Here is a 12,712-nt window from a genome sequence, read left to right on the forward strand (position 1 = left end):
TGGCTGAGTAAAGCATATGCGATCATTAAGAATTCTGTAGAGGATGATCTGAAAAATGTATATGATCCTCAAACTGGTTTGGTTAGAGGTGAGTCATCATTTTTAGACTGGAGAGATCAGACTTATCCTAAATGGATGCAATCTGCTGATATCTACGCTTCTGAAAATTTAGGGACTAATGCAGTCCATTATCAGACAAATAATGTACTTGCTCAAATGGCTGTACTGATGAAAGATCAGGCAGCTGCTACAAAGTATGCCGGGATTGCTAAACAGATCAAAGAGGGAATTAATACGCATTTATGGATGCCGGAAAAAGGTTATTACGGTCAATATCTGTATGGCAGACAATTTAAAATACTGTCTCCCCGCTCCGAAGCATTAGGAGAAGCATTGACAGTGTTATTTGATATTGCTGATCAGGACAGACAACAATCTGTGGTTGCAAAGACACCGGTAACTAATTTTGGTATTCCGTGCATCTATCCGCAGATTCCAAATATCCCTCCTTATCATAATAACGCCGTATGGCCTTTTGTACAGGCCTACTGGTCGCTTGCTGCAGCAAAAACCGGGAACGCTGAGGCTCTTATCCAGAGCATGAGCGCAATTTATCGCCCTGCAGCTTTGTTTTTGACCAATAAAGAGAATTTCGTTTCTACTTCTGGCGATTTTGCCGGAACACAGGTCAATTCAAGTAATATGTTATGGAGCCTTGCCGGAAATATAAGCTTGGTTTATAAGGTGTTATTTGGTATGGATATGCAGGCAAACGGATTGGTATTCAAACCGTTTATTCCTGAGGTTTTAGAGGGGAACGTACACTGACTAATTTTAAATATCGTAAAGCTGTAATGGATATCAAGCTGAGCGGATATGGAAATATAATTAAATCGATTACTCTTGATGGTAAGCCTTTGCCACAGGCGATGATCCCTGCAAACTTAAAGGAAAACATACGGTTGATATTGTATTGGCTGATAATCAATTGAAAAAGGGTAAGATTGGCCAGTCTGAAGATTATGTCTCTGTTGTTGCACCGTTAATCAAGAAGGAGAATACATGGATTAGCTGGGAGAAGGTAGAAGGGGCGCAAACTTATAGTGTGATCCGCAACGGAAAAGAAATCGTTAAATCTGCCGGCCTGAATTATGCAGCTAAACTTAGCGGAGAATACCAGGTGATTGCAATTGATAAAAATGGAGTGCCTTCATTTGCAAGCGAGCCGGTACTGATTGGCGAAGCTGGAGAAATACAACTCGTTGAGATGAAAAAGTTTGCACCAAAATCGAACCTTCCTTATCAGGGCTCAGCAGCAGATGGATTTATCGAGATCAGTAAAACGAAAAATAAAAATGTAACTATTAAGGTTAATATTGCGGAGACAGGTACCTATGCAGTCGATTTCAGATATGCAAATGGAAATGGCCCAACAAATACAGAGAATAAATGCAGTGCAGTAAGGACATTTAAAGTTGATGGCTTATTTGCCGGGACTTTCATATTCCCTCAACGTGGAAAAGAAGAATGGTCTGACTGGGGTTTCAGTAATGTCAATTCAGTGCAACTGAAAAAGGGAGAACATGAGTTCAATCTTTCATTTGAAGACTGGAACGAAAATATGAATGGTGAAATTAATCAGGCTATGCTCGATTACCTGAGACTAATCAGAATCAACTAAATAAATAAAACAGGCCCCGTCAAGGGGCCTGCTTTATTTCGGTTCTTTCAGTGGGCGGCGTAAAAAGAAGTATTCGCTTTGATGTTCCAAATATTCCTGGAAGCCCGGAGAAGTCTCAATGCCTTCCGGAGTCTTTTTGAAATTCTCAGGTGTTATATATTTCCAGGTTACCCCGTTTGACTCGTCTAAAGAAATTATTTCAATAGGAAAGTTCAGCACAAATTCATTCAGAAATTCCAGTTTATTTGCAGTCCACTCTTTAGTACTGCCAAGGTTGCGGGGCCAAACATATAGTTTATGCGCTTCAAGCACCTTTCCGTCATCATCTATGAAAGTTGATTGTTTCAAAATCAGATCGCTCATTTTTACGGTTGCAATGTCACCCTTTATTGAACCATCATTGGCTGTGATCAGGATTGCTTTTGCAGTAATAAAAGGAACGCTTGCGCCTTCGGGATGTACCTCTTCTAAGTGGTCAGTAAATACATACTTGCCTTTTTGGAACGTTAAAACACTTGCTGAACTCTGATCTTTGCTGCTCATTTTTTTTTTTTTAAACTGAATAGTTTTGTAAACTTAACAAAATTGTCCGCGAATATAAGAAAGGAAAAGGTGACCTGTTTTTATTCATCAGGCTCTTAGTCTTTTAGATTCAGCAATAAAATCCCGTGTGGAGGAATCTTTGAGCTGATTTTCTGAAGCCCCCTGCCCAGATCTTTTTTCTTCCATAGATCCCGTACTTTGTATTTTCCATTTTTCCCAATCAAGGCAAAAGAGAAATTTGTATCCTGCTCCTGATCTGTAGGATTTAAAAGACCAACTGTAAATCCGCCACCATATAGATCTTTACTCCAAACCTCTACTTTATTATCCAGCGTATGTTGCAAACCCGCGGCTTTACCCAGTGCATCCTGATTAATCGCAATCACTTCGTTATTTGTTAAAAGTGACAGGGTAAACGGGTCCATATGTTCAATATTTGCTCCTATTAACAAAGGCGCACTTAACAAACACCACATACTCATTAAAGTCTGCTGCTCCTGACCATTCAGATGATTACTATTACCTTCGCGGCTTTCGGCACCTACAGCACCAATTTGTAAAATATCAGGATCATTCCATCTGCCAGGTTGTACATAAGCGCTTTTATCTGCCAGCATTTTAAAAGCATGATAAACAGATTTCCAGTTATCCCTGACATCATCACCAGTTCTCCATAACTGCCCATCCGTTTCATATCCCCATTTCCAGACATCACCCATTCCATATTGACATAGCGAGAAGATAATATCACGGGACTGATTCTTCAAAGCTGCCCCCATTAATTTGTATGGTTTTTGCAGTTCCCCCAAAGAATTGTCTTTCGCAAAAATGCCGTAACTGCACCAATCATATTTCAGATAATCAAAGCCTGTTTTAGCAAAGTATGCTGCATCCTGTATCTCATGCTGATAACTCCCGGCAACACCCCCACAAGTCAATGGGCCTGGTGAACTGTAAATACCAACCTTAAAACCTAAGAAATGAATGTCTTTGACTGTTTTAGCAATGTTTTTGAAATACTTATTTGGTAAAAGAACTCCGTTTTTATCGCGTGTTGGGCCGATTCTGTCTGTCAGGTTTCCCGGGCCTTCATGGTATTCATAAACCTTATTCTCTGATTTGGTTTTGAATGCTGACCATACCGCATCTTTTTCGCCGGGTTGATTTGTCCAGGGATCATCAATTTCAAGAATACTCCATCCATATTGATCCAAACCATATTGCTTCATCCAATTTTGCTGTTACTAAAATATCCTCTTCTTTGACCTTTCGACCATAACTATACCAACTGCTCCAACCCATTGGTGGGGTTAAAGCCAGTTTATCTCCTGCTACAAATGTTAAATCTTTAGTGGCATTACCTTTTCCATTCTGAACGAAGATCCTGACCTTATATTCACCTGTTTTTTTCAGTTTTCCAGAAATAATTCCCGTCACTCTGTCCAAAATAAGACTCTCAGGTAAATTTCCAGCTTCAAACCTCATCGGCCGTTGCCCGCTAACAGGTAATTGATAGAAGAATTCTTTCCCTGTCCGGGTTCCAAAAAAATCAGGACTATTGATCTGAGGCTTTTCATTTTCTGACGGTGATGCTGCTTTTAAAGATGATGGCGTCCTTCTGAAAGTCGATTGTGCATAAACTGTAAAACTGCCATTCATAGAAAGGATAAATAACAACAGGAATATTCTTTTCATAGTTGTCAAGTTACAGATTTATTTGACCTCTAAGACTGTTTAAAATTCATCTGATAATTTGTTTATGCTTCTTTTTAGCTGCAGCTTCGTCCTATTCATTTCAGGTAGGAAGGCTACCAGAAACAAATCGGACTTGTTTCGCTTAAAAATAAGCTATAAACAATTTTATCATCTAAATTTAAACAGGCTCTACCACACAAAATATTATTCTGTTTTTTAAAACATAGCACGTTTATTGCTGTTTTAAGGCTAGTAGAAGATCAATTTGAACAGCTCTTTAATATTTTAAATCTCAATCATATGCCGAAAAAAGTAGTCATTATAGGTGGTGGATTTGCAGGTGTGAACCTTGCTAAAAAGTTAGCCGGTAATGAATCATTTGATATAACTCTTGTAGATAAAAATAATTATAATTTTTTCCCTCCGCTGCTTTATCAGGTAGCCACGGGTTATCTGGAAACTTCTAATATTACTTATCCGTTCCGTAAGCTTTTCAGGGGTAAGCGAAACTTTATGTTCAGGTTAGGAGAGCTTGAAGAAGTTTTACCAGAACAAAAGAAAGTAGTGCTTTCTACAGGTCCTGTCAGTTACGATTACCTGGTCTTTGCCACAGGCTGTGAGACCAATTACTTTGGAATGGAGAATGTCGAAAAACATGCTATCCCAATGAAGACCGTTTCTGATGCGCTCCAAATGCGGAATACCTTATTAGAGAGGTTAGAAGAAGCTTCCCGTTCAACAGATCCCGCAGAGCGTAAAAAGCTTCTGACTGTAGTCGTTGCCGGAGGTGGCCCTACAGGCGTGGAGATCTCGGGGATGTTTGCTGAAATGAAAAGAACAATTCTTTCTAAAGATTACCCTGAATTAAAAGGAGGCGGCGGTGAAATTTATCTTGTGGACGGACTGAAATCAGTCCTGGCACCAATGAGTGAAAAATCACAGCAGTATACCTATGATACCCTGACAAAAATGGGAGTGAAAATAAAACTCAATGTGATGGTCAAAGATTTCGTAGATGATACCGTTCATTTCGCTGATGGAACTACCATTGCGGCTAAAAGTATGATCTGGGCTGCCGGAGTCACTGCAATCGTCTTCAAAGGAATGCCGAAAGAAGCTTATGGAAAGGGTAAAAGACTACAGGTTGATGAATTGAATAAAGTCCAGGGACTAGAGGATATTTATGCCATAGGAGATACCTGTATCCAGTTGACAGATCCAGGTTTCCCGCAAGGCCATCCGCAGTTAGCACAGGTGGCACTTCAACAAGGGGATAACCTGGGCAAGAATCTGATCCGGATAGCAGAAAACCAAATCCCAAAACCTTTCAGCTATGTAGACAAAGGAACAATGGCCATTATTGGAAGAAATAAGGCTGTCACTGAACTGCCAAAGCCTAAAATGTTCTTTCATGGATTTATAGCCTGGGTGATGTGGTTATTTATCCATCTGATCTCGCTGATTAACTCCGGGAACAGGATCAAAACATTGTATAACTGGATGATTGCTTACTTTACAAAGGACCAGTCTTTGATGATCGTCAGACCTGCAAGCAAGAAGTTATAACCGCGTAATATTACAATTATAAGGCAATTTAGACCAGCTGATTTATGGCTTCATAAGCCATAAATCATACATTTGTTTTTATGGATGATTTCTTAGCCGCACGACTCCAAATGGCCTTTTCACTAGGCTTCCACATCGTTTTCTCCTGTATCGGAATGGTCATGCCATTCTTTATGTGTACCGCCCATTATCTTTGGTTAAAAAGGAAAAAAACAGTATACCTCGATGTCACTAAAGCATGGAGCAAAGGGGTTGCAATTTTCTTCGCCACGGGTGCAGTTTCAGGAACTGTATTGTCTTTTGAACTCGGACTGCTCTGGCCTAAATTTATGGAACATGCAGGCCCGATTTTCGGGATGCCGTTTTCATTGGAAGGGACAGCATTTTTTATTGAGGCAATAGCCCTTGGTTTTTACTTGTACGGATGGAATCGCTTTCATCCCTGGTTTCACTGGTTTACAGGAGTAATTGTAGGAATCAGCGGATTGCTATCAGGGATTCTCGTTGTTGCAGCTAATGCCTGGATGAACAGTCCTTCAGGTTTTGACTTTGTAAACGGACAATACCTCAATATAGATCCGATGAAAGCCATGTTTAACGAAGCATGGTTTTCGCAGGCATTGCATATGTGTGTTGCGGCTTTCGTCTCTACAGGTTTTGCTGTAGCCGGAGTCCATGCCATGATGATTTTAAAAGGTAAAAATGTAAACTTTCACCGTAAAGCATTTCAGATTGCAGCGATCTTTGGTACGGTCGCTGCTTGTCTTCAACCCATTAGCGGGGATATTTCTGCTAAGGATGTCGCACAACGCCAACCCGTTAAACTTGCCGCGATGGAAGCCCATTTTCATACTGAAAAAGGTGCGGGGCTAATCATCGGAGGAATTCCTGATACAGCTTCTAAAACAGTAAAATATGCATTGAAAATACCTAAAGCTCTGAGTTTTATGGCTACCGGTGATTTAATGCAGAAGTTAAAGGGCTGGATCAGTTCGCTAAAAAAGATCAGCCACCAGTTGCAGTTGTCCATTATGCTTTCCAGATTATGGTTGGTTTAGGGATGGCCATGCTGGGCTTAGCTGTAGTTTATTTCATCGCCCTGCTGAAAAAGAAAAACTGGGCAGAGAGTAAATGGATGCTTAAACTATTTGTTATTGCGACTCCTATGGGATTCCTTGCACTCGAGGCAGGATGGACAGTGACCGAAGTGGGCCGTCAGCCATGGATTATCTATGGAGTGATGCGTACAGCAGATGCTGTTACACCAATGCCGGGAATTGCTTACTCCTTTTATCTTTTTACAGCTGTTTATATTTCACTGGCCATTATTGTGAGTCTGCTATTATTCCGCCAGATCACCATGGTCGACAAACTTTATGATTCTTCATCCGATAAAAACACAAAATAGCATATGGTATACGTCGTAATAATTTTCCTGTGGACTGCCATTCTGTTATATATCTTATTGGGAGGGGCTGATTTTGGTGCCGGAATTATAGAATTGTTTACTTCCAGGGCTAACAGACCAAGGATGCGTAAGAAAATGTATGAAGCCATTGGCCCCGTTTGGGAAGCTAATCACATGTGGCTGATTATTGTGATCGTTATCCTCTTTGTTGGTTTCCCGAAGATATATACCACCGTTTCCATTTATCTGCATATCCCACTGGTCTGTATGCTGATGGGGATTATTGCCAGAGGGACCGCTTTTGTTTTCAGAAATTACGATGCCGTAAAAGACGATATGCAGAAAGTTTATACTCCGATATTTGTTATTTCAAGCGCAGTTACCCCTTTCTTTTTAGGGATAATTGCTGCAAGTGCAGTTTCAGGACAGATAGATTTACACGCGCAGGACTTTGTTTCGGCTTATATTTTAAGCTGGTTAAGCTGGTTCTCCGTAAGCGTTGGACTATTCACCATAACTATTTGTGCCTATCTGGCTACTGTATTTATCATTGGGAGGCAGAAGATGAGCAGGACAGACAGCTTTTTACCCGTAAAGCAAGACGTACAATCTTTGTGGTTATGGCAGCAGGCGGATTGGTGTTCTTAGCTGCTCATTCGGAAGGGATTCCGTTATTAAACTGGATTTTTAGTGATGTTCCGGGTATTATCGCCCTGATTATGGCTACTATTTCATTGGTCATTACCTTTGTTTTACTGAACAGAAATAAGCCAGTTATACTGCGTCTGCTGGCAGGTTTCCAGGTAACAATGATTCTTTTCGCAGCTACATACAGCCATTTTCCAGATATTATACTGCTTAAAGGAGGGGACAACCTTTCTCTGCTGACCCATCAGGGGCAGTTTAAAACGATAGAAACTTTAGGCTATGCACTGCTGATTGGCAGTATTTTCATTATTCCCGCACTGGTTTACCTGATTTATAGTTTTCAGCAGAAAAAAGGGAGTGCAGAAACACATTAATTGCCTGTTTAAACAGGCTCTAAATATTATTTTATGGAGAGACTAATTTTGCAAGACTCAGCAAATTAACAGAGGGAGATTACGAAGCATTTTTATACGACTGTGATGGTACACTGGCAGATAATATGCCTGCACATACAGAAACTTATGTAGCCATAGCTAAACAATACAATGTGGATATGGACCCGGCAATTATAGATGAACTGGCGGGCTGGCCAATTTTCAATGTGGTCGAAGAGTTAAACCTCCGCTATCAGGCAGATATGGACCCTGCGGAATTCACTGCCAGAAAAGCTAAGCTTTATTTTGAAGACTATATCAGTAAAGCATTGCCTATTACTTATGTAACAGACCATTTAAAAGCTAATGCTGGCCGGGTGCGTATTGCAGTAGTTTCTGGTGGGGACCGCAGAGCGGTACAACATACATTGGATACGATCGGAGTGAGCGAGTACGTAGAAGTATTAGTTTGCGCAGGGGAAACGCCAAGAGGCAAGCCTTTTGCAGATCCATTTCTGAAAGCAGCAGAACGGCGTAGATCCTAAGAAATGCCTGGTATTTGAAGATGGAAATCCCGGGACACAAGCTGCCGAAGCTGCCGGAATGCATTGGGTAAGAATTGATCAATTTAAGTTCGGATAATTGAACAGATGAAAAGGTCAGATACAGCAGATTTGCCGCTCCACTATGGCCATATTCCAAAATGGCTCGCTGAAAGAATGTCACGTCTTGGACTGGCTATTACAGAAGCTATTATTGCTGAATATGGTAGCCACTACAGCAAACCTTGCCCGCAAATCTATGCTGTCCATGACCAAAGAGCATCCTTCGCGGATGATCGCTGAAGTTCAGCAACTGATTCTGCCCAGACATCATGATGTTAAAGCTAAGGATGTAGATCTAAAACGTCTCGGCGCTATGTTATGGCTTACACATGAAAAGCAACCCTCAGATTTTGAAGAATTACTTTTACTTCAGGGGATGGGGCCAAGGACGCTGCAATCCATGGCACTGGTTAGTGAAGTGATTTATTTAGTATAGTACACCTTCCAGGTTTAAAGACCCGCGCGCGTTTCTCATTTGCTCATGGTGGCAAGGATGGGCATCCTTTTCCTGTGCCCCTGAAAGTTTATGATGAAACAATCGCTGTTTTGACCGGCGCAATCAATAAAGCTAAGATAGGACAATCAGATAAATTGCAGGCCATTCAAAAACTTGGAGAATTCTCCCGGCAGGCAGAAGAAGATTTTATACCAAATAATAATTTTGATGAACTTGTTGCAGAAGAAAGGAATAACTCCTGGAAGTATGGTGGGAAAACTGTTTTTGGGGATGCAAAACCACCTAAAGGACATCAATTAGACCTTTTTTAGACTTTAATCTTTTATCTTTAAGCGAATCGGGGTTAATTTCTGATGACCATTAAACTTTAAGGTGGGATTGTTGTCAAAAATATATCCTATACACCCAATTTATAATATTTTGAAGCTATAATGAATTATTGGCAACGAGGTTTATGCCTTATTTTTTTTTTTTCTTTTTTTCTGGCTGCGGAATCCTGATGAAGACCAGAGCTACAAATCATCATGGTGTTGAAACTGATGATTTTAACCTCCCGGTTATAAACTATCCGAGTGCTATTCCATCCTCTAAAAGATTACTTATTCTTTTATCGGGCGATGGGGGGTGGCTTGATTTTGAAGATCAGCTCTCCACTGGTTTTGCGCAAAAGGGTTTCCATACAATCGGTTTCAATTCCAGAAGTTATTTCTGGAGTGGTAAAACGCCACAGCAAACGGCAGATGATATCGCATTACTGATCTATAAATATGCTACGCTTTATAAAACGAGGGTGATCTATTTAGCAGGTTACTCTTTTGGTGCAGATGTAGTTCCTTTTATCTATAACCGCTTACCAGAAGCGATGAAAAGTAAAGTCGTTGCACTGGAGCTGATGTCCCCTTATTCTACCTCAGATTTTAAGGTACATACCTCCGATCTGCTGAACATTGCTGGTGATGACCGGCAATATAAAGTACAGCCCCGAAATTGAGGCGGTAAACGTCCCTGTTTTCTGTTTTTACGGAGAAAAGGAAGATCCCCGGCCGATGGAGAAACTACAAAAGAAAAATTTTACACTAAAGATTTTACCGGGTGACCATCATTATGATGTAAACTCCCATCAGGAGATCTTTAAAGCATTACGCGGATTAAGAAGAAATCAATTTTTTAGAGAACACGGATTATGGATGCTATAGTAATTACAGAAAAAGGTGGGCCTGAGGTTCTTAAATTAGAACAAATTGAAACGCCTGTACCCCGGGGAAACGAAGTTCTGATTAAAGTGCATGCTGCGGGACTGAACCGGAGTGATGTGATTTCCAGACAAAGTAATCCTTATGGAACTGATACCGTAAGAGAGATCCCCGGACTGGAGATTTCTGGAACAGTTGAAGCTATAGGCCCCGATGTGAAGCGCTGGAAAACGGGTGATCGTGTATGTGCATTAATTGCTGGCGGCGGATATGCCCGGTACAGAGCTGTAGATGAAAGACTATGTCTTCCTGTACCGGGTGGATTATCCTTTGAAGAGGCCGCATCTTTACCAGAAACTATTTTTACAATATGGTCTAATGTGTTCAAAGATGCAGGTTTTAAAGCAGGTGAGAACTTCCTTATTCATGGCGGAACAAGCGGAATAGGAGTAACTGCGATACAAATGATAGTGGCTATGGGGGGTAAAGCTTATGCAACCGCAGGTACAGAAGAAAAGTGCAGGTTCTGTGAAGAACTAGGTGCAACAAGAGCTGTTAATTATAAAACAGAGGATTTTGTGGCAGTACTTAAACCGATCGGTATCGACGTGATTTTAGATATGATAGGGGGAGAAAATACCTTAAAAAATATGGATATTCTGAATCCTGATGGACGTATTACTTTCATTAATGCTATGAATGGATCTAAATCAGAGATTGATATTTTGCAAATGATGACTAAAAGGATTCTGATTACCGGAAGTATGCTGAAACCCAGAACAGATGATTTTAAAGCCATTCTGGCAACAGAAATTGAACAGACAATCTGGCCGTTAATTGCAGCAGGAAAGATCAGGCCAATTGTTTACAAAGTGTTCCCTTTAGCGCAGGCAGCTGATGCACAGCGCTTATTGGAAAGCAGTACACATATCGGTAAAATTATCTTGAAAGTAGGATAGTACTGGTAATAAATTCTAAATCCTTTGTTGGAAGGTAATATTTTTCACAAGTGTTTAAAAAAAGAGAATTAACGGACATAAAAAACCAATTGATTAAGATAGATTTGCTTATCTGATTTTAACCAAATAAAAGAAAAATGAATCACCACATCACACGAATTCAAAAGGTAATCGAACCATTAAGGCATGAGATTATCAATCACAAAGTTTATTCGGTAATCAATAACCTGGATGATCTTAAAGTTTTTATGCAATACCACGTTTATGCGGTATGGGATTTCATGTCCCTGCTTAAATCTTTACAAATCGGATTAACCTGTACCACTACTCCGTGGTTTCCGGTAGGAAACGCAAATACAAGATATTTGATCAACGAAATCGTTGCAGGTGAAGAATCTGATGCAGACGGAGCGGGTATCCGTAAAAGTCATTATGAAATGTATCTGGAAGCCATGACTCAATGCGGTGCTGATACTGCTCCGATCCATAAATTCATCAATACATTAAAAGAAACCAATTCTCTGACGACTGCTTATGAAGCGGCAGGTGTACCAGAAGAAGCACGCGCTTTTGTAGATTTTACTTTTGAAGTAATCGATGGTAAACAATCTCATTTACAGTCTGCGGCCTTTACTTTTGGCAGAGAAGATCTTATTCCAAATATGTTCATCTCTATTGTCGGTGACCTGAACAAAAAATTCCCTGATCAGTTATCTTTAATTAAATATTATCTGGACAGACACATTGAGGTGGATGGAGATCACCATAGTCATCTTGCATTGGAAATGACTGCTGAACTTTGCGGAGATGATGAAGCTGCATGGAAAAAGCTGCAGAAGAGGTAACAGTAGCTTCACTGCAACAGAGGATCAATCTTTGGAACGGTGTTTATAAAGAGATAACAGGAAATAAATAATTTTCTGTTTAAAGACTTATTTGTCTAGTCATAGAGATAAGTTCTCTTGAATTTCAGGTCTGTTAACTTTACATAGCCAAAGAGTTGTTTCCCTTCAGACATAAAGGTTGCAAAGCCCCAGTTCCCTTCAAAAAGCTCTTCAATATTTAAGACTTCCGGGGTATGAGCAAAACCCTTTTTTCTTGATTTTTCGTCCGGTTTACTGTAGAAATAACAAATATCAGCGGTCACAATATATTCGCCGGTTACATCATCCGCAATTTTGGTGTAAATGCCAGAGAAACTCTTTGGAAGCTGGTAGTTTTCACAATCCTGAAAATCAGCATCCAGAGAGTCTTTTGAAAAAGTCAGGTTTACCCGGCATAATTGTGATTTCCTGTCGGTCTTTATGATGGCCTTATTATCAGCTATTATCCCTTTTCCTGTAAACTGCCCGTAGGTTCCAGCTTTATTATTCCAGTTCGCAAGCACATTTACTTCTACCTGATCATCTGTTCTTCTGATTGAAATATTGCCTGAGGTGCCGTCTTCCTTATTGATTAATTTATAAGTCGCTGACTGAGAGAACATTTTTTCAGAGCCAAATAAAAGGAATAGGATAAAGAGATACTTCATTAATTATTAATAAGGGATAATTGATAATGATGGTTAATTTTTATGCTGATAA

15 protein-coding genes and 2 pseudogenes are annotated in these 12,712 nt (G+C 40.2%); 13 read left to right on the plus strand and 4 right to left on the minus strand.

Going from position 1 to position 12,712, the window contains the following annotated elements:
* Nucleotides 1-3: 3 nt before the first annotated feature.
* Nucleotides 4-828, plus strand: coding sequence for an alpha-L-rhamnosidase-related protein (locus ACWYN3_RS36115; protein ID WP_456223277.1), 825 nt, complete (start codon nt 4-6; stop codon nt 826-828).
* A gap of 160 nt (nt 829-988) precedes the next feature.
* A complete protein-coding gene (locus ACWYN3_RS36120) occupies nt 989-1,681 on the plus strand; it encodes a hypothetical protein (RefSeq protein ID WP_456218499.1) in 693 nt (230 codons plus the stop codon).
* A gap of 33 nt (nt 1,682-1,714) precedes the next feature.
* Here ACWYN3_RS36120 and ACWYN3_RS36125 read toward each other — a convergent pair whose 3' ends face one another.
* The 3 genes from ACWYN3_RS36125 to ACWYN3_RS36135 form a co-directional block, all read right to left on the minus strand.
* Complete coding sequence (locus ACWYN3_RS36125; RefSeq protein WP_456218500.1) at nt 1,715-2,224, minus strand: hypothetical protein; 510 nt, start codon at nt 2,222-2,224, stop codon at nt 1,715-1,717.
* A 95-nt stretch (nt 2,225-2,319) separates the two neighbouring features.
* Nucleotides 2,320-3,453: a glycoside hydrolase family 27 protein gene (locus ACWYN3_RS36130; protein WP_456218501.1), complete on the minus strand. Its 1,134-nt coding sequence runs from the start codon at nt 3,451-3,453 to the stop codon at nt 2,320-2,322.
* Complete coding sequence (locus ACWYN3_RS36135) at nt 3,410-3,919, minus strand: putative Ig domain-containing protein (RefSeq protein WP_456218502.1); 510 nt, start codon at nt 3,917-3,919, stop codon at nt 3,410-3,412. Before ACWYN3_RS36135 ends, ACWYN3_RS36130 begins: the two co-directional genes overlap by 44 nt.
* A 300-nt stretch (nt 3,920-4,219) precedes the next feature.
* Between ACWYN3_RS36135 and ACWYN3_RS36140 the strand changes: the two genes are divergently transcribed.
* The 11 genes and pseudogenes from ACWYN3_RS36140 to ACWYN3_RS36190 all read left to right on the plus strand — a co-directional run bounded on the left by ACWYN3_RS36140 (nt 4,220) and on the right by ACWYN3_RS36190 (nt 11,974).
* Nucleotides 4,220-5,485, plus strand: coding sequence for an NAD(P)/FAD-dependent oxidoreductase (locus tag ACWYN3_RS36140; protein WP_456218503.1), 1,266 nt, complete (start codon nt 4,220-4,222; stop codon nt 5,483-5,485).
* Between the two features lie 80 nt (nt 5,486-5,565).
* Nucleotides 5,566-6,893, plus strand: a pseudogene (locus ACWYN3_RS36145) (cytochrome ubiquinol oxidase subunit I).
* 3 nt (nt 6,894-6,896) lie between these two features.
* Nucleotides 6,897-7,915 (plus strand): annotated as a pseudogene (locus ACWYN3_RS36150) (cytochrome d ubiquinol oxidase subunit II).
* A gap of 125 nt (nt 7,916-8,040) precedes the next feature.
* Entirely contained in the window at nt 8,041-8,460 is a 420-nt protein-coding gene (locus ACWYN3_RS36155; RefSeq protein ID WP_456218504.1) for an HAD family hydrolase, read from the plus strand.
* 105 nt (nt 8,461-8,565) lie between these two features.
* A complete protein-coding gene (locus ACWYN3_RS36160) occupies nt 8,566-8,760 on the plus strand; it encodes a DUF763 domain-containing protein (protein ID WP_456218505.1) in 195 nt (64 codons plus the stop codon).
* Nucleotides 8,726-8,956, plus strand: coding sequence for a DUF763 domain-containing protein (locus ACWYN3_RS36165; RefSeq protein WP_456218506.1), 231 nt, complete (start codon nt 8,726-8,728; stop codon nt 8,954-8,956). Before ACWYN3_RS36160 ends, ACWYN3_RS36165 begins: the two co-directional genes overlap by 35 nt.
* Before the next feature lie 74 nt (nt 8,957-9,030).
* Nucleotides 9,031-9,288: a hypothetical protein gene (locus ACWYN3_RS36170; protein WP_456218507.1), complete on the plus strand. Its 258-nt coding sequence runs from the start codon at nt 9,031-9,033 to the stop codon at nt 9,286-9,288.
* A 188-nt stretch (nt 9,289-9,476) separates the two neighbouring features.
* On the plus strand, nt 9,477-9,968 hold the full coding sequence (locus tag ACWYN3_RS36175; protein ID WP_456218508.1) for an AcvB/VirJ family lysyl-phosphatidylglycerol hydrolase: 492 nt from the start codon (nt 9,477-9,479) through the stop codon (nt 9,966-9,968).
* Nucleotides 9,934-10,173, plus strand: coding sequence for an AcvB/VirJ family lysyl-phosphatidylglycerol hydrolase (locus tag ACWYN3_RS36180; protein WP_456218509.1), 240 nt, complete (start codon nt 9,934-9,936; stop codon nt 10,171-10,173). Before ACWYN3_RS36175 ends, ACWYN3_RS36180 begins: the two co-directional genes overlap by 35 nt.
* A complete protein-coding gene (locus ACWYN3_RS36185; protein WP_456218510.1) occupies nt 10,161-11,129 on the plus strand; it encodes an NAD(P)H-quinone oxidoreductase in 969 nt (322 codons plus the stop codon). Before ACWYN3_RS36180 ends, ACWYN3_RS36185 begins: the two co-directional genes overlap by 13 nt.
* 137 nt (nt 11,130-11,266) lie before the next feature.
* Complete coding sequence (locus tag ACWYN3_RS36190; RefSeq protein WP_456218511.1) at nt 11,267-11,974, plus strand: DUF3050 domain-containing protein; 708 nt, start codon at nt 11,267-11,269, stop codon at nt 11,972-11,974.
* A gap of 95 nt (nt 11,975-12,069) precedes the next feature.
* Here the strand turns inward: ACWYN3_RS36190 and ACWYN3_RS36195 are convergent, their stop codons facing one another.
* Nucleotides 12,070-12,660 carry a hypothetical protein gene (locus tag ACWYN3_RS36195; RefSeq protein WP_456218512.1) on the minus strand — a complete coding sequence of 197 codons (591 nt, stop codon included), beginning with the start codon at nt 12,658-12,660 and terminating at the stop codon, nt 12,070-12,072.
* Between the last annotated feature and the right edge of the window lie 52 nt (nt 12,661-12,712).

It is taken from the genome of Pedobacter sp. NJ-S-72 (assembly GCF_053890575.1).